Raw genomic sequence first — 20,461 nt, forward strand, 5'->3', positions numbered from 1 at the left:
TTGTGCTCCTTTTTATTTTCACTTGAATTCATTATATCAGTTCAAAGCAGAGTTTGAAATATGCGTCTACACCTCTTTAAATATCGGCAATAAAAAACAGGGGGAGGATAATGTATATCCCCAACCCCGTGTTGAAATTAGCTTCAACTTATTTGTTTAAGTTATAGAAAGCATCTAAACCTTCATATTTAGCTGTTTCGTATAATTCATCTTCAATACGTAATAATTGATTGTATTTTGCAATACGATCTGTACGTGATAATGAACCTGTTTTAATTTGACCTGCGTTTGTAGCCACAGCAATATCAGCAATTGTTGTATCTTCAGTTTCACCTGAACGGTGTGAAACTACTGCAGTGTAGCCTGCTTTTTGTGCCATTTCAATAGCTTCAAAAGTTTCAGTTAATGTACCAATTTGGTTCACTTTAATTAAAATAGAGTTACCGATATGGTTTTGGATACCTTTAGAAAGGATTTCAGTGTTTGTAACGAATAAGTCGTCACCCACAAGTTGAACACGATCACCGATACGTTCAGTTAATAGTTTCCAACCATCCCAGTCATTTTCATCCATACCGTCTTCGATAGTTAAAATTGGGTATTTGTTCACTAACTCTTCTAAGTAGTCCACTTGTTCTTCAGCAGTACGTTTTGCACCTTTTTCACCTTCGAATTTAGTGTAATCATAAACACCATTTTCGTAGAATTCAGAAGACGCACAGTCAAAACCGATAAAGATATCTTTACCTGGTTCATAACCAGCTGTTTTAATAGCTTCAATGATTGTTTCTACACCATCTTCAGTACCTTCAAATTTCGGTGCGAAACCACCTTCATCACCTACTGCAGTTACTAAACCACGAGATTTTAAGATTTTCGCCAATGCATGGAAGACTTCAGCACCCCAACGTAATGCTTCTTTGAAACTTTCTGCACCTACTGGTAAAATCATGAATTCTTGGAATGCAATCGGCGCATCAGAATGAGAACCACCGTTTACGATGTTCATCATTGGTGTTGGTAATACTGTTGAGTTAAATCCACCTAAATATTTGTATAAAGGTTGACCTAAAAAGTCTGCAGCAGCACGTGCAACGGCAATAGATACACCTAAAATAGCGTTTGCACCTAATTTACCTTTGTTTGCTGTACCGTCTAATTGAATCATCATTTTATCGATTGAAACTTGTTCTAAAGCTGAAAACTCGCCTTCGATAATTTCAGGAGCGATAATTTCATTTACATTTTCAACAGCTTTTTCGACACCTTTACCAAGGTAACGATCTTTGTCGCCATCACGTAATTCTACTGCTTCGTGTTCTCCCGTTGAAGCACCTGATGGTACAAGCGCACGTCCAAACGCACCACTTTCTGTTAAAACTTCAACCTCTACTGTTGGGTTCCCACGTGAATCAAGTACTTCGCGAGCGTAAACATCCGTAATAATTGGCATAATATAAAATCTCCTTTTTCATGATTGTATTTAAAACTAACAGCTGAAGAGGATGAGGGATGCGACACGTAGTTTACGTGTGCGTCACTCACTCCTTTCGTCGCTGTCTCCATGAGTTCATCTTCATTATAACTTGTTTTGATATGGACTCAACTATTTTAATGTTTTATTAAACTTTCGCCTGTCATTTCTTCAGGTTGTTGAATATTTAATAAGTCCAGTAACGTTGGAGCAAGGTCGCCTAAACGACCTGTTTCTCTTAATTCAACGCCCTCTTTTGTTACAATAACGGGCACAGGATTCGTTGTATGTGTTGTCATCGGTTGATCATCATCTGTTAACACTTCATCTGAGTTCCCATGGTCGGCAGTAATAATTGCATGGCCGTCCATTTCTAAGATTTTATCAACGACTTCACCTAAACATTCATCCACCGCTTCAATAGCTTTAATAGTTGGTTCTAACTTACCACTATGACCTACCATATCAGGGTTAGCAAAGTTAAGAATGATTAAATCAAGATCCCCTTTAGCTAACTCTTCAAGTAAGGCATCTTTCACTTCATAGGCGCTCATTTCTGGTTTCAAATCATAGGTCGCAACTTTTGGTGAATTAATCAATCGACGGCGTTCGCCTTTAAACTCTTCGTTTTGTCCACCATTCATAAAGTACGTCACATGTGGATATTTTTCAGTTTCAGCGATACGCAATTGATTTAAACCATGATCTTGAGCGACTTCTCCAATAGTGTTTTTCAAATCTACTTTTTCGAATACAACTTCAGCATCGACATTGTCATTGTATTTTGTAAATGTCGCATAGAATAAATCGTTCACGCGTTCAACTTCAAAACCATCAAACGCTTTATTTGTAAATATTTCTGAAAGTTGTGCTGCGCGGTCAGGACGGAAGTTATAAAAGATGACTGCGTCGCCATCGTTTACTCCTTCGTTTTGATTTTCAACAACGAAAGGTACGATAAACTCATCTGTTAAATCGTCATCATAGTTTGCTTCGACACCTTCACGCGCAGAGGCATAAGTCGGTGCAGAATCAAAGCCACGAATCGCATCATAAGCTTTATGTTCACGTTCCCAACGTTTGTCTCTATCCATTGCATAATAACGTCCTGCGACTGAAGCAAATTGACCTACGCCAATTTCTTTAAATTGTTGTTCAGTTTCTTCAATATATTTAAGCGCTGATTTTTGATCTACATCACGACCGTCTAAAAAGGCGTGTACATAGACTTTATCCAAACCTTTTTCTTTTGCTAATTTTAAAATCGCAAATAAGTGTTTGTAATGGCTGTGTACACCTCCATCAGACAATAAACCAAAAACATGGAGACCTGATTGATGTTGAAGCGCGTGGTCAATTGCACGATTTAACACGTCATTATCAAAGAAATCGCCATCTTCAATCGCTTTATTGATACGTGTCAAACTTTGATACACAATACGACCTGCACCAATATTCATATGGCCGACTTCAGAATTTCCCATTTGTCCTTCTGGAAGTCCAACATCCAAACCACTTGCTTCAATTTGAGTCGTTGGATACTTTTCGTAATAACGATCAAAATTAGGTTTGTGCGCTTGTTTAACAGCGTTACCATGGACTTCATCTCTATTTGCAAAGCCATCTAAGATAATAAGAGCTGTTGGTTGTTTTGCCATATTATTTAGCACCTTCTAACAATTGAACATAATCGTCTACTTTAAGTGAAGCACCGCCAACTAAAGCACCATCAATATCTGTTTCAGCCATATATTCTTTAATATTATTCGGTTTCACACTGCCACCGTATTGGATACGCACGGCTTCTGCTACTTCATCACTTGTTAATTTTGCAATTTTTTGACGTACGGCTGAACACATTTCATTCGCATCTTTAGCTGTAGAAGATTTACCTGTTCCGATAGCCCAAATAGGTTCATAAGCAATAACCACTTGTTTGACTTGCTCGTCTGATAAACCTTTAAGTGCTTTTTCAACTTGTCCTTCTACAACTTCGTTTGCTTTACCGTTTTCACGTTCTTCATCACTTTCGCCCACACAAATGATAGGTGTCATGTCATGATTAAAAACAGCGTGTGCTTTTTTGTTAATGTCTTCATCTGTTTCATGGAAAATATCGCGACGTTCAGAGTGTCCGATGACCACGTAGCTCACGCCTAAATCTTGAAGTGCTACAGGTGATGTTTCTCCTGTGAAAGCACCACTTTCTTCATAAAATGTATTTTGCGCACCAATTTTCAGTCCAGGTGCGACACCTTCTTTAGTTAATGAAATTAATGCATCTAATTGAATCGTTGGTGCACAAATCACAGCTTCAACTTCATTTGTACCCGGTAATGCCGGTAATGCATTAACGAAATCTTTCGCTTCTGCTACCGTTTTGTTCATTTTCCAGTTACCTGCAATGATTGGTTTTCTCAATTAAAACACTCCTATTTGTGCAACGTACGCGCTTTTAATGCGCCGTACTCGCAAAATTTTTAAACATTGTTCTTACTTATTTGCAATTGCTTTAATACCTGGTAATTCTTTACCTTCAAGGTACTCTAATGATGCACCGCCACCTGTTGAGATGTGGGTGAAGTCATCTTCAAATCCGAGTTGCATTGCTGCAGCGGCTGAATCTCCACCACCGATAATTGTCGTCGCGTCTTTCAATTCGGCAATAGCTTCACAAACGCCAATTGTACCTTGCGCAAAGTTACTGAATTCAAAAACACCCATTGGGCCATTCCAAACGACAGTATGCGCCCCTTCAAGTTGCTTTTTAAATAATTGAACTGTCTCAGGTCCAATATCCATGGCTTCTTGATCTTCAGGAATTTCATCAATTGAAACTGTCGTAATGTCGGCATCGTTAGAAAATTCTTTTGCCACTTTACCATCTACTGGTAAAACGATTTGATCTCCTGCACGCTCAAGTAAATCTTTGGCAAAATCAATTTTATCAGCTTCTAAAAGTGATAATCCGATTTCTTTGCCTTGCGCTTTTAAGAACGTATACGCCATACCGCCACCAATGAGTACTTTGTCAGCGATTTTTAATAGATTTTCAATGACGCCAATTTTGTCAGAAACTTTAGCGCCACCTAAGATAGCTACTACAGGTTTATCAGGGTTTTCAACTACACCACCGATAAACTTGATTTCTTTTTCCATTAAGAAACCTGCAACTGCTTCTAAATGTGTAGAAATCCCTACATTGGAAGCATGTTCACGATGTGCTGTTCCAAATGCATCATTCACAAAAATATCACCTAATGAAGCCCAATATTTACCGAGCTCACTATCGTTTTTAGATTCTTTTTTACCATCTAAATCTTCAAAACGTGTATTTTCAAACATTAATACGTCGCCATCATTCAATTCTTTAATGGCAGATTCTAATTTTTCGCCACGTGTTTCAGGAATAAACGTAACCTCTTTGTTTAACTTTTCGGATAAGCGTTTTGCTACCGGTGCAAGTGTTAACTTTTCTTTATCACTTTCTTCTTTCACTTTTCCTAAGTGAGAGAAGACAACAATTTTACCACCTTGCTCGATGATATGTTCCAATGTTGGTAAGGCTTGTACAATTCGGTTGTCATTTGTGATTTCGCCGTCTTTCATAGGAACGTTAAAGTCTGCACGTACTAAAACGACTTTCCCTTTTAACGAAACATCAGTTACATCTTTTTTTGCCATAATAATCCTCCTCAAAAACACTGTTATTTTAAAATAAGCGGAGAAGCGATTGTGCTCCTCCGCTTACTATAAGCTAAATTCTGGGTAGAAGCACGTACATTGAATACTTGCTTAACCAAGATTCGTTAAGACAAAGGATATGCCTTTAACTTTGAGTATATATGCTATGCTCTTATTTAGCGTGGCTTGCTAAATATTCTAAAGTACGTACTAATTGAGCAGTGTATGACATTTCGTTATCATACCAAGATGCTACTTTAACTAATTGACGGTCGCCAACAGTCATTACACGTGTTTGAGTTGCATCAAATAATGCTCCGAAAGTCATGCCTACAACATCTGAAGATACAATTTCGTCTTCAGTGTAACCGAATGATTCGTTTGTTGCATTTTTCATTGCATTGTTAACGTCTTCTACTGATACTTCTTTATCTAAAACAACTGTTAATTCAGTTAATGAACCTGTTGCTACTGGTACACGTTGTGCGCCACCGTCTAATTTTCCATCAATTTCAGGGATAACTAAACCGATTGCTTTCGCAGCACCTGTTGAGTTAGGAATAATGTTTTCTGCAGCTGCACGTGCACGACGTTTGTCACCTTTTCTGTGTGGTGAGTCTTGTGTATTTTGGTCACCAGTGTATGCGTGAATTGTAGTCATTAAACCTTCAACGATACCAAATTCATCATTTAAAGTTTTTGCTACTGGTGCTAATGAGTTTGTTGTACAAGAAGCACCTGATACAACTGTTTCAGAACCGTCTAATTCTTCATGGTTGACATTATATACGATTGTTTTAAGATCGCCAGTTCCTGGTGCAGAAATTAATACTTTTTTAGCACCTGCTTCAATGTGAGCTTCTGCTTTTTCTTTTGATGTAAAGAAACCTGTACATTCTAAAACAACATCTACGTCAAGATCTTTCCATGGTAATTTTGATGGTTCTGGTTCAGAGAATGATTTCACTTCTTTACCATTTACGCGGAAACCACCATCAATTACATCTACTTCTTCAGTAAAACGACCTTGCATTGTGTCATATTTCAATAAATGTGCAAGCATATCGTCGTCTGTTAAATCGTTTACAGCTACAACCTCAATATTTTCTACGTCTTGAATTCTTCTGAATGCTAAACGACCAATTCTACCAAATCCGTTAATTGCTACTTTTACTGCCATGTTAATGGCCTCCTTTAATGATATTTAAAAAGTGATATACGCCCCAAACTGGTTCTCTTTACCTATAAAACAGTCTATCAGTGACTACTTTCAGCTTGTTTAAAACCACTTTTTACTTTTTTTAATGAATGCTATTTTGCCACAATCATTTTTGCTGCTTCTTCATCAGTGATTAACACTGTGTTTTTAGGAGCAATGTTCAAGTATGCTTTTATTGCATTACCTTTTGAACAACCTCCAGCAACAGCAAAATTGTGTTCTTTCAATCGGACCTCTTCAAGTTGAAGTCCAATCGTATTAACTTTGTGAATAATTTGACCATTTTCATCGAAATAATAGCCAAATGCTTCACCTACGGCATTATGATGTTGAAGTTTTTCAATCAATGCTTGAGAAGATTGACGTCTTTTTGCCATTTTCAGCGCATCACCAATGCCATGTATTGTAATTTGTGAATCTTTAATTTTTTCTAAAGTTTGTATAACTGCAGGTTCTTTCAGTAAGTTTTGATATGTGAGTTCGCTCACGTTATCGGGCACATAAAGTGTCGTATAATTTCCGCCGGTTCGATGAGCCATTGTCGAACAAATCGTGTTTGCTTGGAAAACAACATTTTCGCCAAGACCTCCTCGAGCTGGAACAAACAACACATCGAAGGGGAGAGGTGACATGGCGTCACTCACAGAAGCCATTGTCGAACCACCTGTTACAGCAACAATCGCCTCATTGAATAACTGTTTTTCCAACAGTTGCCCTGCGATTCGCCCAATTTCTACTTTAACACTAAGATCATTATCACTATTGCCAGGTACCACATGTACTTCTTTAATCTGATACAAATCTTTAATTTGTTTCGCTAAGCTGTGATAATCCGTGTAGTTGTTAAAATAGACGTTTAACTCACTCAACACGTCGACACCTACATTGGTCAACGTCATTCCTGTCGGTTTAATTAAAATTAAATCTTGCTCTTTAAGAAGATGAGTTTCAGAACGTAACACCCTCTCAGTAAGACTTAACTTTTCGCTAAGTGTCCGACGTCCTACAGGTTGAAACTTTTGTATGGTACTTAAAATTGAAAAACGCCGATACATCTTGTCTACCAAATCAGGAACAATCTTTTGCTGCACTTGAATGATGTTTTTCAAGAAGCACGCCTCCTTATTAGCGAAACAGGATGGTCAAATTTGAGCCAAGCGTTGACAAATTCAGTCCCATTCGTCACAAAAAAATATTACCTGTTTACATTTTTCATCTTACTACGTCTTCTTTAAAAAAGCAAGTCAAAAACAATCCCACTTCCAAATTAGTTGGTCATTTGTCGACCCGCTTATATTGTCAACTTTAACTTATAATTTTATTTTCACAAATTTGTGTGTTTTTAAACATGAAGGGTATGTAGGGAGTATGTATAATAGTTTTAGCAAGGAGGCACTGAAATGAAAGATTCAAATAACCAGCCTGAAGTTATCGATCCAGATGATCCGCGCTATAGACGCCCCGATGACTTTAATCGAAATCACGGTCGGGATTCGAATCAAGATATGTTTGATAATCGCTATCATGATAGCCAACGTGGCGGCCGCCATTTTTACTACCGCTCATATGGTTGCACACCTATAGGTTGTTTTCCTGGCTGTTTAATTTCACTGATTCTTTCTATTCTCTTAACTTTTATGTTAAATATGTTTTTCTGGTAATCTGACTTACCCTACGTTTTAAATATAGACACCCCTAAAGTTGAGCAAAAATTCAACTTTAGGGGTGCTTTTTTATGATTATTGATTAGATTGTGTTGTTGTTGTAGAACGCGTTTGTGCTTGCTCATTGGAAGTCGTTCTTGTTGTTGATTGTTGTGTACTGTTAGTATTGGACTCAGTTTGACTACGCGTTTCGGTAGAGGGTTGTGGTGATGGTTTAGGCTGTTGTGTTTTGGGCTCTTCTGTTGTAGGTTCTTCTGTAGACGGCTCTGCTGTGGTAGAAGGTTCTGAAGTCTTTTCCTCTGTAGACGTTTCTTCAGAGGAACGTGGTTTTTCTTCTGTTGTCTGTTCTTCCTTAGTACTATTATTAGTCTCTTTTGTAGGCTCTTCCGTTGATTGTTGCTTCATTTGTGCTTGACGTGCTGCTTCAATAGACGCTTGTCTTTCCTGTTCCAGTGACGCTTGACGCTCTTGTTCAATCGAAGCTTGCGCCGCTTGTTGTTGTGCACGTGCTTCTTCTAAACTTGCCTCACGCTCACGTTTTTCTTTCGCTTGCTTTTCTCTTTCTTTCTCTTTCTCTGCTTCTTTTTTCTTTTGTTGTTCCTCAATAGATTTTTCTTGTAGATGTTCTTTTCCCCATTGTGATTGATCTACAAAGGAAAATATCGCAAAAACTAAGCCGCCCAATAATAATAAAATGACGAACAGACTTAAACATCCTGTCAGAAATTTTTTTGTTCGATGGTCTTTTGACGAGGATGTTTGACGATCGTTAAATCCCATATTCTTACCTCACTTTATATAACTTCACCTTATGTTAATATCTGGATGAGTGGCATAAATCGAGTTAACACAAAATATGACTTTTAAATGTTGTTCAGTATGTCTCATTATAACAAGACGATTCTCAAAAATAAAAATATCCGATTACATTCTAGCCCTACTTTAAATTCAAACGTAAAAAAGATTCAAATTATTTCCACATGGGGTTTAAACCTTTATAAATGGAGGAATTACATAAAGCATATAAAGCTTTAGGAGGGTCTCATGCTAAAGTCAATTTTCAGAATGATTATTCGTGTTGTTGTCATGAAAGTCATTGCACAATTGTTTAATAAAAAAAGATAAGACCAGAATGCTACATCATTCTGGTCTTATCTCAACTAAAGGGAGTTAAACCTTCGTCGTATATTATGGGGTATACGCTAACTAAGAGATGGGTTAATAAATCTATTTTCGAAGGCACTTTTATTATAACTCACTTTGTGAAAAAATAAACATACTTTAGAGATGTTTTTTTGATAAAATCTTGACAGTTTTTTGAACCAATTTTGAACAAAGAGAAACGGAGGCGTTCGATGACTCACTTTTTAATCACTGGCGGCACTGGTCTAGTTGGCAGTCAACTCGTAGAAAAACTACTCGCGTATAAGGAAAACAAGATTTTCATATTAACACGTTCTGATAAAACTTCAGAAACGAAAGGTGTTACTTTTATAAATTGGCAGAAAAAGCATTGGGAAAATCAAGTTCCAGATATTGATGTGGTCATTAACCTTGCCGGAGCAACATTGAATCATTATTGGACAGATTCACATAAACAACAAATGATGCAAAGCCGAATTCAATCGACACATGCCTTATATCACTTGTTTAACTCACGCGCACAACAACCATCTGTGTTATTTAATGCGAGTGCAATGGGATACTATCCCCCTTCACTTACGCAAGCGTATACGGAACAATTCAAAACACTTCCTCACGATTTCTTATCCGAGATTGTTTATCAATGGGAAAGACAAGCAGATCATTTTGCAAAACTAGGAACACGTGTCATCAAGGGGCGTTTCGGACTCATATTGTCTGATCAAGGTGGCGCTTTACCTATGATGTCTCTTCCTTATCGCTACTTTGTAGGTGGCAAAATTGGTCATGGAAAACAATGGTATTCCTGGATTCACCTTGAAGACTTAGTGCAAAGTATCCTATTTTTAATTCAACACCCCGAAGCAAAAGGCGTTTATAATTTGAGTGCGCCCTTACCTGAAACACAAAACGATTTTGGAACTACGCTTGGCAAAGTGTTACATCGCCCGCATTATACACGTGTTCCTTCTTTTGTTTTACGTTTGATTTTAGGAGAAATGTCAACACTCATTTTAGATACCCAATATATGATACCTGAGCGTTTACAATCAATGGGCTTCCATTTTCAATATCCAAATCTTAAAGACGCACTGGAAAATATTTACCATTCATAAAGATTTTAATCCCATTCATCATTTTAAATACTCGTATTATGTGTGACTTATATAGCTTACGTGAGAGGGAGCAGAGTTAAAAACTAATGCTCTCTCTTATTTGAGCTGCAATTGATAAAATGCTAAGTCTAACCATCGATCAAATTAATATCCGACTTGACGGAGAACACCTGCAGCAACAAATCCGTGGCGCTCATGTAAAAGAATACTCCTCTTATTTGAGGCATCAATACCTGCAACAATTGTTTGATAGCCTTTTTTCTTTGCATCCTCTATAAGATGCATTAACAATTTTGAAGCCACCCCTTTTCGACGGTACTGTGTACTCACATAGATAGAGTGTTCAATCGTATATTGGTAAGCTGGCCAGTCTCTAAAAGCGCCATAAGTGGCAAATCCTGCGATGTTACCCTCAATTTCATAAACCCATAAGGGCCAACCTTCATTTTGTTTTTTCATCATCCATTGTGTCCGTTCTTCTACTGTTGTTTCAAGATAAGTGTAAACAGCCGTCGTATTAAGAATTGCATCATTGTAAATTTCTGTTATAGCTTTTAAATCTTGAGTTTTAGACTCTCTAATCATCTATTATCCTCCTTTTGTAAATTTTCAAATAATTATGAACAAATAATAAATTAAGCGCTATCATAACGTCTCATGCCATTTAGACTAATTGTATAATGGCAAACCATACTGTGTTAAGCAATTTTTTATCTTAAAATATGTTTGTTATTCATTCCATAACTTATGATATAATAAATTTATCTTTTAATTAGGAGGTTTTTTTATGTATCAAAAACTTGGAATTTGTGCATTATCTTTATCTCTTTTAGGTACCGTCTACACACCAAATGCTGGGGCTGAGTCTGTAGCACCTACAGATCAAATCACTGTCCATTCTAAATCGGATGTGATGAAAGCGCTTAAGCAAATAGCACCGGACAAAGGCATTAAAAATTACAACAAGTATTACAGCATCGAAAAAGAACAAAAGGACGACATGGGTTACACGCACTATACGCTTTACCCGAAAGTGAAAAATCATATTGCAACTGACCGCGAAGTGAAAGTACACGTAAATCCTCAAGGTAAAGTCGTAATGGTGAATGGTGAGTTCAAAGCACCTGAAGTAAAACCTAAAAATGACGTTGCGCTAAGCAAAGAGGACGCATTAAACAATGCGTTTAAAGCTGTAAAAATGACACGTAATGAAGCTAAAAATGGTAAAGATCAAGTTGTAAAATCTAACAAGGTCATCATTAATGGTGATGAAAACAAATATGTTTACGAAGTTGAATTAACAACTATTGATCCTAAACCAACACATTGGAAAGTTCAAATTGATGCAAAAACAGGAAATGTTGTTGATAAGCAAGACTTAATTCAACACGCTGCGGAAAAAGGTACAGGTGTGGGGGTACGTAATGACCGCAAGCAAATCAACATCAATTCTACACAAGGTGGCTACACATTAGAAGATTTAACGCGTAACGGTGTTTTATCTGCCTATAGTTATAACCAATATCGTGACACTGCCAATCTTATCACAAGTAGAACACGTACATTCGACGCCAATGATCAAAAAGCAGGGGTAGATGCCAATTATTATGCAGGTAAAGTTTACGATTATTACAAAAATGTGCATAACAGAGACTCTTACGATGACAAAGGAAGTCCTATTCAATCGATTACACATGTTAACACTTTCCATGGTGAAGATAACAGTACAAATGCAGCATGGCTAGGCGATAAAATGATTTACGGTGATGGTGATGGTCGTGAAATGCACAGTCTTGCAGCAGCAGATGACATTATCGCTCACGAAATCACGCACGGTGTAACACAAGAAACTGCTGGTTTAGTCTATCAAGATCAACCAGGGGCATTAAACGAAAGCTTCTCAGATGTTTTCGCTTACTTCATTGATCCAGAAGATACATTATTAGGTGAAGATGCTTACATTCACCCAAGTCCAAATAAAGCATTCCGTAGCTTTAGCGAACCTGAAAAATTTGGCCAACCTGCTCATATGAGAGACTATAAACGTGTAGGTTATGACAACGGTGGCGTACACATTAACTCAGGTATTCCAAATAAAGCTGCATACTTAACAACTGAAAAATTAGGGAAAGAAAAAGCTGAAAAAATCTATTACCGCGCCCTTTCACAATACTTAACATCTACATCTCAATTTGTAGATGCTAAACGCGCATTAGAACAATCAGCTGAAGATTTATACGGCGCAAGCGCTAAACAAAAAGTCACTGAAGCTTGGAATGAAGTGGGACTCTAAGCGACATCATTTTTACGATTAAAATAAATATATACACTTATTCATAAATCCTAATACTCCTTCATACTAAAGGGGATAAGCATGAAATAAATTTCCATGTCTTATCCCCTTTTTTGTTTATATTATGATTAAAAGAATGCACTACGCTATTCTTTTAATATCAAGGTCTATTTCTTATTAATCGTAAGTCGTAAACCTTCGGGCGTTTCAAGCTGATTTTCCTCTACATTTGGAATAGCAAGATTAAATGTACTTAATCCATAAGTTTTTTCAGCATCTACCCTTTTTTGATTAGATTGCCACATATTAATTGCTAAATGGTGATGATAATGTTGATCAGATAAAAAGAGTGCTTGAGGTAATGTTGAAACTACATTAAAACCTAATTCATTATAAAATGTGCGTCCTTCTTCTAAATCATTTGTTTTGAGATGCAAATGTCCAATTTGCGCATGATTTTGCATCCCTTCCCATGTTGAATTTTGCGCTTTTTCCAAAATTTCATCCACATTTAATGCGAGCGTATCCATTTTGACTAAGTTCTCTTTCCATTCCCATTCACTCTTATCTCTATCTACATAAACCTCAATTCCATTTCCTTCAGCATCATTGAAATAAATGGCTTCACTCACTAGATGGTCGCCACCTCCAATAGGAATACGATGTGTTGCAATATGTTTGATAAAAGCACCTAATTGTTCAACAGAATCTAATAAAAACGCAATATGGAATAAACCTGCCTCTTGAGCATGTGCTGTACGCCCATTTTCTAGTTGTTTCAAAACAACTTCATGACCCTTTGTACCTACAGATAAAACCGCTTGCTTAGCAGTTTGCTTTTTAATCGGCATCCCTAAAATCGTATGATAAAAATGCAGTTGTTGACTTAAATCTCTGACATTAATGGTTATTTGGTTCACATGGATGATGTCCTCAGTATGAAAATCCATTTCGAAACCTCCTTTATTCGTTTTAAGTATAATTAATATATCAATAACTGTTTAAAAATAGCTATTTTTAAGTCCGTTTTGCTCACAATTTAAGCACCATAATAGCAATAAAAAGTATTATGTTTTATATTAAAATTGTATAGATAAAATGATTTATAAAGGAGGCTTTACGATGCAAGTTAACAAACTCGCTTATGTGTTATTAGCACTGTTTTTAGGATCATTTGGGATTCATAAGTTTTATGCCGGTAAACCTATACAAGCTTTATTACACATTGCTTTTTGTTGGACGGCTATTCCACATATTATCGCAATTATTAGCGCCCTACGCGTCTCACTCATCCCTTCTGATGAATACGGTCGCGTCCGTGTGTAAAGCAAAAAAACGTGCCGATGTTCTATCGACACGTTTTTATTAATTAAAATATATCATTACATTTTAACAACGTTTGCAGCTTGTTCGCCACGGTCACCGTTAACGATTTCGAAGTCAACGTTTTGACCTTCTTCTAATGATTTGTATCCATCACCCACGATAGCTGAGAAATGTACGAATACATCGTCGCCATCTTGTCTTTCGATAAATCCAAAACCTTTTTCTGCGTTAAACCATTTTACTGTACCATTATACATATAGAATACCTCCGTTGTGCTTTTAGCACGTTTTATTTGTAAAAAAAAATTCATTCATTAAAAGGAGTATATTCTAAATAATAAACTTCAATCAATTTCACGATCTTTTATTACGATAAAGTTAACTATACGCTCCTTTTCTATAAAAGTAAAGGAAAAGTTGAAAATATTTTATAAAAGAACGATTAATATTTGTAAATAGCCCGTCACTACTGATTTTCCTTAGAATTTTTTAACTTCTTTAATTTGTAATTTAATAGTCATCAAGATTTATCTGAGGGTAAATTTTGATAATGGTAACGAACCAAATCCAAAAATTGATGCATATCATACCCCCATTGAGCATAATAACTTATTGGATCAACATGTGTGGTTCCACCCCAATATTCTCTCACAGCATTATGACTTATAATTGTTCCTTGTCCATGATGATCATCTGCAAGTGTAGGCTTTAGTCCGTTCTTTTTTAGCATATACGCAGCTAGCCACGCTTGATTATTTACAGATTGTGCAAAATCTTTAAAAGTATAAGTGCGCACTAATTCAATTTGATAAAAATACGGATTGGCTTTTTTACCAGCTCCCCACACATAAAATTGTTCTGGGGCTGTAAGGTGTATTTCATTGGCATCCACAAAAGCATGAACAAAAGCCTTATCATAAGTCGCATACATACGGTCTACCCACTGTGGTAAAGTACGATTATCTTCACCCACTTCATGAATGATAATCCCTTTATAAGTCCCCTCTTTATAGGACAGTTTCGGTAATGTGTTCATTCGTCTATCTTTAACAGTGTGGGCAGGTGGAATATGGTTTTCAATTAAATATTTATTGACATTTGGATAAATAACAGGCGGAAAGGGGAAAGGGTGTGGTTGTTGTGAGGATGAAGCTTGTGTAATTGAAGAATTGAGAGAAGAAGTGTCAGGTGTCTTCATTTGTGCATGAACCCATGGCGAACCAATCATTAACATTAATAACAGCGTGACCATAACCGAAAAAAAGCGACATATTTTCGACATAGACAGCGCTCCTTTCTATTTATATAATATTAATTATTATTACAATAACTATATTACTATTTAGTTATTTTATGTCAATGACATTTACATAAACGACATAGAAAGTTTGAAATACTTCTTAATATTGTTATTCTCTCCTATCTAAGACCCGTTGAATTCATCACTTTCTTTCCCTCAAATTTCATAATAAAGAAGCGCGACCGAGACTTACATTATTTGTGACCCAAAATGTGACCTTTCAGTTTAATTTGAGAGGGTTTTAAAAAAATTAAAAATCGCTATCATCATTATGTTTCTAATGACAATAGCGTTTAAGCTTATTTCTAAGTATTTAAATTGGGTGATGTAGCCCCCTCGAGAGGAATCGAACCTCTATTGTAAGAACCGGAATCTTAAGTGTTATCCATTACACTACGAGGGGATAATGTGAGTATTAAATTGGTAAATCTTTTTCAAAAAGCTTAAAATCGAGATAACTCATACAATAAGCTTTATTTTTGACCATTTTTGACTTTTAAGTTAAAATAAGTTCAAAGTTATTAATAGGAGGAAAGAGTTATGAATTTAATTCCTACAGTTATCGAAACAACAAACCGCGGTGAACGCGCATACGATATTTATTCACGTTTATTAAAAGACCGTATTATTATGTTAGGTTCAGCAATTGATGACAACGTTGCAAATTCAATTGTATCACAACTTTTGTTTTTACAGGCACAAGATGCAGAAAAAGATATTTATCTCTACATTAATTCACCAGGTGGTAGCGTCACAGCAGGCTTTGCGATTTATGATACAATTCAACATATTAAACCAGATGTACAAACAATTTGTATCGGTATGGCAGCCTCTATGGGATCATTCTTACTTGCTGCTGGTGCCAAAGGTAAACGCTATGCCTTACCTAATGCAGAAGTCATGATTCACCAACCTCTTGGCGGCGCACAAGGTCAAGCCACTGAAATCGAAATTGCAGCGAACCACATTTTAAAAACACGTGCGAAATTAAATAAAATTTTATCAGAACGCACAGGTCAACCTATCGAAAAAATCGAAAAAGATACAGACCGTGACAACTTCTTAACAGCCGATGAAGCGAAAGAATACGGCTTAATTGACGAAGTTATGCAACCTGAATAATTTAGAGTGAGCGAGCTTTCAAATGAGAGCTCGCTTTTTTATATGTCAAACGGCTCTCCGTTACGAATTTTGTCTGCCATTTCATTCAACTTGCGTAAACGATGGTTAATGCCCGATTTCGAAATAGTGCCTGTACTGACCATTTCACCTAGTTCTTTAAGAGAAACGTCTTGATGTTCTATTCTTAATTTAGCCACTTCTCTTAATCTGTCCGGTAAATTATCTAGACCAATTTCTTGATCGATGAGTTGAATACTTTCAACTTGCTTCATAGCAGCACTGACCGTTTTGTTTAAGTTAGCTGTTTCACAATTTACAAGGCGGTTAACTGAATTTCGCATATCACGGACAATGCGCACATCTTCAAATTTCAATAACGCTTGATAACCCCCGATTAAACTTAAAAATTCTGCAATACGCTCTGCCTCTTTAATATACGTAATCCAGCCCTTTTTACGCTCTAACTTTTTCGCATTGAGCTCATATTGATTCATTAATGCCGTTAACCCTTCAGAATGTCCTTCATATAAAGAAAATATTTCTAAGTGATATGAGGAGGTTTCTGGATTATTAACAGACCCTCCTGCTAAAAAAGCGCCACGCAAATAACTCCGCTTCATTTCATCGTCTTTCACCATGGTTTCATCAATGTCATGACTGAACATACCTTCTTTAAGAATCCCCAGTTCATCTAATATTTCTTTCGTTTTCATTTTAATGCGACATATATATATGTTATTTTTCTTCAATTTCATTTTTTTACGCACTAAAATTTCAACTTCGACATGAAAGACAAGTTTGATTAATGAATAGATACGACGTGCTGTCGTCGCATTTTCAGTTTGAATATTAATGACAAACTGTTGATTAGAAAAATTCAAAGCTCCATTCATTCGAATCAATGCACTGAGCTCTGCTTTTGCACTTTTAGCATCTGTTTCTATTCGTGTTAATTCATTTTTCATTTCGGATGCAAAGCTCATGTTCCTCGATTCCTTTCTCTATTATCCTAATTTAATCCTATGTGTTAAGGTGTCCACATTTAATAACGTTTAATTTGGTCAGGATTAAATTGAATCGTACTAATTTCTTCAAGCGCAATATCATAAATCATATCGGCGAGAACCTCATTACAGTGGCGAACGTGATAATTTTCTGAAACTTGTGCTAAATCTTCGCCTGTCACCAATTTAATCCCATTTTTTTCCAATTCATCCGCATCATAATAAACCGGTTGAGCCCCTTTTTCTTTATATTTCTCTATAATTTCATTTGAAAAAGTGATTTCATTAGCTATGACGAAATCAATCACATTTTTCCCTAATTGTTGGTGTATCGCTTCCACATGATCGTTGACGGAATAGCCATCTGTCTCTCCCGGTTGAGTCATAATGTTAGAAACATATAATTTTTTAGCTTTACTCTCCACAATCGCTTTCGCAATCCCTTTGACACATAAATTAGAAATAACACTCGTATATAAAGAACCTGGCCCCATGACAATTAAATCTGCTTCTAATAATGCCTCTACCGCTTCATCCATCGGTTCAACATCCGCAGGTTCAAGAAACACACGACTGATTTTTTTATGTTTACTCGGAATATTAGATTCCCCTACCACAATTTCCCCGTCTTCCATTTCAGCATTAAGAGCAACGCTTGAAATAGTGGAAGGAATGACTTGTCCTTTAATATTGAGGATTCTACTGAGCTCTTTCACAGCATGACCAAAATCATCTGTAATATTAGTCATCGCTGCAATAAGCAAGTTTCCAAGAGAATGCCCACTAATTTTATCTTCTTCAAAGCGATATTGAAATAATTGTTCTAATGTCGGTTCAACATCACTCAAAGCAGCAAGGACGTTGCGTACGTCACCGGGGGCTGGAATATCCATCTCATGACGGATTTTCCCTGTGCTCCCCCCATCATCTGCCACTGTTACAATACAAGTAATATCGATTGGAAATTTTTTTAATCCTCTCGCAAGTACAGATAATCCTGTACCCCCACCAATCAATACGAGTTTAATTTTTTTCATGCTTATCGCCACTTTCAAGATGCGCATCTCGATGATGCACATGGATATCATAGTCAAAGTGTTGTTTTAGATCCTCTGATAGACGTTGTGCTAATGCAACAGAACGGTGTTGTCCCCCCGTACATCCAAACGCAATCACAAGTTGTGACTTTCCTTCTTTTTTATACCCTGGAATCATAAATAACAGTAAATCCAATAATTTTTCATAAAATGTATTGGTTTCTTTCCATTTCATGACATAATTGTAAACATCTTCATCCATCCCTGTTTGAGGACGTAGTGCTTTTACATAGTAGGGATTAGGTAAAAAGCGCACATCAAATACAAGATCCGCATCAATTTGTATGCCATGTTTAAATCCAAAACTTTGTACACTGATGGTGAACGTGGAATGATTTGATTTGTTGAAATACTCATAAACGCGTGTCCGTAACTCTTTCGGAGACAGATGTGTCGTATCCACGGTATAGTTTGCCATACTCCTAATATCAGAGAGCAAGTTACGTTCCTCACTAATCGCTTCAACCAATGTCAGATTATTTTGGTCTTGTAAAGGGTGTCTACGTCGCGTTTCTTTATATCGTGAAATTAACTTTTCTGTCGTCGCGTCCACAAATAGCACATCCGTAATGACATTTTTACGACTGAGGACATCATCAAGTTCTTGAACGAGATATTTAAAAAATTCACGGCCTCTTAAATCTATTCCAATGGCCACTTTTTGAAGGGTCGGATTGCCTTGCTCCATGAGTTCAATAAATTTAGGAAGGAGTATTGGAGGAAGATTGTCTACACAAAAATAACCTAAATCCTCTAAACTCTGAATCACCACAGATTTACCCGCCCCTGATAAACCTGTAATGACTAACAATTCACTTTTGACGATTTCATTTTTTTCTTCTTGTTGCATACTTACCCACCATCCAATCATATTCTATTTAAGTGTACATGAAATCCAACTCTAGTAGTAGTGGCTATGTAAAAAAAGAGTGAACCAGTAATCAAATTGTGTTCATTTGATGGACTGATTCACTCTCTATCGCATCCGTAAAGATGACGTAGTGACATACTTTCTATGCTTCAGCAGTGTCTTTTAATGTTTCGATATACTCTTGTACACTTTGTGCAGCGATACTACCATCGCTCGTCGCAGTAACAATTTGACGCAATCCTTTTTCTCTTACGTCTCCAGCAACATAAATACCTTTTACAGCTGTACTCATATCTGGGTTGGCAACGATATAACCGGCATCATTTGTAATCCCTAAATTTTCGAAAGGTTGCGTTAAAGGTTTCATACCAATATAAACAAACAAACCATCTGCTTCAACAGTTTGTTCAGACCCATCTACTGTAGAAACTAATGTTAAAGAGCCGACTTTTCCATTTTCTTCATTTACAGATTTTAAAGTATGGTTCCAAATAAAGTCGATTTTTTCATTTTTAAATGCACGATCTTGTAGGATTTTTTGGGCCCGTAATTTATCACGGCGGTGCACAATAGTGACCTTATCTGCAAATTTCGTTAAGAATGTCCCTTCTTCAACGGCCGAATCGCCGCCACCAATAACATAAACATTTTTATTTTTAAAGAAAGCTCCGTCACAAACAGCACAGTAACTTACGCCTCTTCCTCCAAGTTCTGACTCACCTGGAACACCTATTTTTTTATACTCAGCGCCTGTTGCGATAATCACGGCTGTAGCTTCTACCTGACTTGAACCTAAATCAATGACTTTGTAATCACCTTTATCTTCAATCCCTTTAATATCACCATACTGATATTCTGCACCGAATTTTTTTGCGTGCTCAAACATTTTTGAAGATAAATCAGGTCCGGAAATCATTTCAAAACCAGGAAAATTTTCAACTTCTTCTGTATTTGCCATTTGTCCCCCTGGCATTCCGCGTTCAATCATAACCGTATCTAAATTCGCACGTGAGGCATAAACTGATGCTGTCATACCTGCAGGCCCTGCACCGATGATTGCAACATCATATCTTTTTTGTTCTGACATGGATGAACCCTCCTCTTTTCTTTATCATACGCATTTTACACCAATTCACTTCTTAAATTGAA

Annotated in this window: 20 protein-coding genes; 5 read left to right on the forward strand and 15 right to left on the reverse strand. The window is 36.7% G+C overall.

Annotation, left to right across the window (positions count from 1 at the left end; genetic code table 11):
- Positions 1-148 precede the first annotated feature (148 nt).
- The 6 genes from eno to G8Y84_RS06160 all read right to left on the reverse strand — a co-directional run bounded on the left by eno (position 149) and on the right by G8Y84_RS06160 (position 7,486).
- Positions 149-1,453 carry a surface-displayed alpha-enolase gene (gene eno / locus G8Y84_RS06135; protein ID WP_037572424.1) on the reverse strand — a complete coding sequence of 435 codons (1,305 nt, stop codon included), beginning with the start codon at positions 1,451-1,453 and terminating at the stop codon, positions 149-151.
- 158 nt (positions 1,454-1,611) lie between these two features.
- A complete protein-coding gene (gene gpmI / locus G8Y84_RS06140) occupies positions 1,612-3,132 on the reverse strand; it encodes a 2,3-bisphosphoglycerate-independent phosphoglycerate mutase (RefSeq protein WP_037572425.1) in 1,521 nt (506 codons plus the stop codon).
- A gap of 1 nt (position 3,133) precedes the next feature.
- The gene (gene tpiA / locus G8Y84_RS11360) at positions 3,134-3,895 is read right to left on the reverse strand and encodes a triose-phosphate isomerase (protein ID WP_037572427.1); all 762 of its coding nucleotides are present in this window, start codon (positions 3,893-3,895) and stop codon (positions 3,134-3,136) included.
- Positions 3,896-3,967: 72 nt separating this feature from the next.
- The gene (locus tag G8Y84_RS11365; protein WP_037572429.1) at positions 3,968-5,158 is read right to left on the reverse strand and encodes a phosphoglycerate kinase; all 1,191 of its coding nucleotides are present in this window, start codon (positions 5,156-5,158) and stop codon (positions 3,968-3,970) included.
- Positions 5,159-5,330: 172 nt separating this feature from the next.
- Positions 5,331-6,338, reverse strand: coding sequence for a type I glyceraldehyde-3-phosphate dehydrogenase (gap, locus tag G8Y84_RS06155; RefSeq protein WP_037572432.1), 1,008 nt, complete (start codon positions 6,336-6,338; stop codon positions 5,331-5,333).
- A 131-nt stretch (positions 6,339-6,469) separates the two neighbouring features.
- On the reverse strand, positions 6,470-7,486 hold the full coding sequence (locus G8Y84_RS06160) for a sugar-binding transcriptional regulator (RefSeq protein ID WP_037572435.1): 1,017 nt from the start codon (positions 7,484-7,486) through the stop codon (positions 6,470-6,472).
- Positions 7,487-7,777: 291 nt separating this feature from the next.
- Here G8Y84_RS06160 and G8Y84_RS06165 point away from each other — a divergent pair, with 291 nt between their 5' ends.
- Positions 7,778-8,038 carry a hypothetical protein gene (locus tag G8Y84_RS06165; RefSeq protein WP_037572438.1) on the forward strand — a complete coding sequence of 87 codons (261 nt, stop codon included), beginning with the start codon at positions 7,778-7,780 and terminating at the stop codon, positions 8,036-8,038.
- A 78-nt stretch (positions 8,039-8,116) separates the two neighbouring features.
- Here G8Y84_RS06165 and G8Y84_RS06170 read toward each other — a convergent pair whose 3' ends face one another.
- Positions 8,117-8,821 carry a DUF4887 domain-containing protein gene (locus tag G8Y84_RS06170; protein ID WP_037572441.1) on the reverse strand — a complete coding sequence of 235 codons (705 nt, stop codon included), beginning with the start codon at positions 8,819-8,821 and terminating at the stop codon, positions 8,117-8,119.
- Positions 8,822-9,396: 575 nt separating this feature from the next.
- On the opposite strand from G8Y84_RS06170, the gene G8Y84_RS06175 reads away from it, so the two are divergent.
- On the forward strand, positions 9,397-10,299 hold the full coding sequence (locus tag G8Y84_RS06175) for a TIGR01777 family oxidoreductase (protein WP_037572444.1): 903 nt from the start codon (positions 9,397-9,399) through the stop codon (positions 10,297-10,299).
- Between the two features lie 144 nt (positions 10,300-10,443).
- Here the strand turns inward: G8Y84_RS06175 and G8Y84_RS06180 are convergent, their stop codons facing one another.
- Entirely contained in the window at positions 10,444-10,884 is a 441-nt protein-coding gene (locus G8Y84_RS06180) for a GNAT family N-acetyltransferase (protein ID WP_051604937.1), read from the reverse strand.
- A 202-nt stretch (positions 10,885-11,086) separates the two neighbouring features.
- Between G8Y84_RS06180 and G8Y84_RS06185 the strand changes: the two genes are divergently transcribed.
- Positions 11,087-12,592 carry a M4 family metallopeptidase gene (locus tag G8Y84_RS06185; protein WP_103158929.1) on the forward strand — a complete coding sequence of 502 codons (1,506 nt, stop codon included), beginning with the start codon at positions 11,087-11,089 and terminating at the stop codon, positions 12,590-12,592.
- A gap of 167 nt (positions 12,593-12,759) precedes the next feature.
- Here G8Y84_RS06185 and G8Y84_RS06190 read toward each other — a convergent pair whose 3' ends face one another.
- Positions 12,760-13,542, reverse strand: coding sequence for a VOC family protein (locus G8Y84_RS06190; RefSeq protein WP_037572449.1), 783 nt, complete (start codon positions 13,540-13,542; stop codon positions 12,760-12,762).
- Between the two features lie 172 nt (positions 13,543-13,714).
- On the opposite strand from G8Y84_RS06190, the gene G8Y84_RS06195 reads away from it, so the two are divergent.
- Positions 13,715-13,918, forward strand: coding sequence for a TM2 domain-containing protein (locus G8Y84_RS06195; RefSeq protein ID WP_037572452.1), 204 nt, complete (start codon positions 13,715-13,717; stop codon positions 13,916-13,918).
- A 56-nt stretch (positions 13,919-13,974) separates the two neighbouring features.
- Here the strand turns inward: G8Y84_RS06195 and G8Y84_RS06200 are convergent, their stop codons facing one another.
- Both G8Y84_RS06200 and G8Y84_RS06205 read right to left on the reverse strand, forming a co-directional pair.
- Positions 13,975-14,175 (reverse strand): cold shock domain-containing protein, encoded by a 201-nt coding sequence (locus G8Y84_RS06200; protein WP_037572454.1) that lies wholly within the window; start codon positions 14,173-14,175, stop codon positions 13,975-13,977.
- 263 nt (positions 14,176-14,438) lie between these two features.
- Positions 14,439-15,200 (reverse strand): peptidoglycan recognition protein family protein, encoded by a 762-nt coding sequence (locus G8Y84_RS06205; RefSeq protein WP_037572456.1) that lies wholly within the window; start codon positions 15,198-15,200, stop codon positions 14,439-14,441.
- Between the two features lie 558 nt (positions 15,201-15,758).
- Here G8Y84_RS06205 and clpP point away from each other — a divergent pair.
- Positions 15,759-16,340: an ATP-dependent Clp endopeptidase proteolytic subunit ClpP gene (clpP, locus tag G8Y84_RS06210; protein ID WP_037572459.1), complete on the forward strand. Its 582-nt coding sequence runs from the start codon at positions 15,759-15,761 to the stop codon at positions 16,338-16,340.
- Between the two features lie 38 nt (positions 16,341-16,378).
- Here the strand turns inward: clpP and whiA are convergent, their stop codons facing one another.
- From whiA to trxB, 4 genes are all read right to left on the reverse strand, one after another.
- On the reverse strand, positions 16,379-17,323 hold the full coding sequence (gene whiA / locus G8Y84_RS06215) for a DNA-binding protein WhiA (RefSeq protein WP_037572462.1): 945 nt from the start codon (positions 17,321-17,323) through the stop codon (positions 16,379-16,381).
- Positions 17,324-17,382: 59 nt separating this feature from the next.
- Positions 17,383-18,381: a gluconeogenesis factor YvcK family protein gene (locus G8Y84_RS06220; RefSeq protein ID WP_165806191.1), complete on the reverse strand. Its 999-nt coding sequence runs from the start codon at positions 18,379-18,381 to the stop codon at positions 17,383-17,385.
- Positions 18,368-19,291, reverse strand: a complete 924-nt coding sequence (rapZ, locus tag G8Y84_RS06225) for an RNase adapter RapZ (protein ID WP_037572466.1) — start codon at positions 19,289-19,291, stop codon at positions 18,368-18,370. Before rapZ ends, G8Y84_RS06220 begins: the two co-directional genes overlap by 14 nt.
- 163 nt (positions 19,292-19,454) lie before the next feature.
- Positions 19,455-20,399, reverse strand: a complete 945-nt coding sequence (gene trxB / locus G8Y84_RS06230; RefSeq protein WP_037572468.1) for a thioredoxin-disulfide reductase — start codon at positions 20,397-20,399, stop codon at positions 19,455-19,457.
- Positions 20,400-20,461: the final 62 nt, after the last annotated feature.

The organism is Staphylococcus sp. 11511212 (assembly GCF_011394755.1).
Taxonomy (GTDB): Bacteria; Bacillota; Bacilli; order Staphylococcales; family Staphylococcaceae; genus Staphylococcus; species Staphylococcus chromogenes.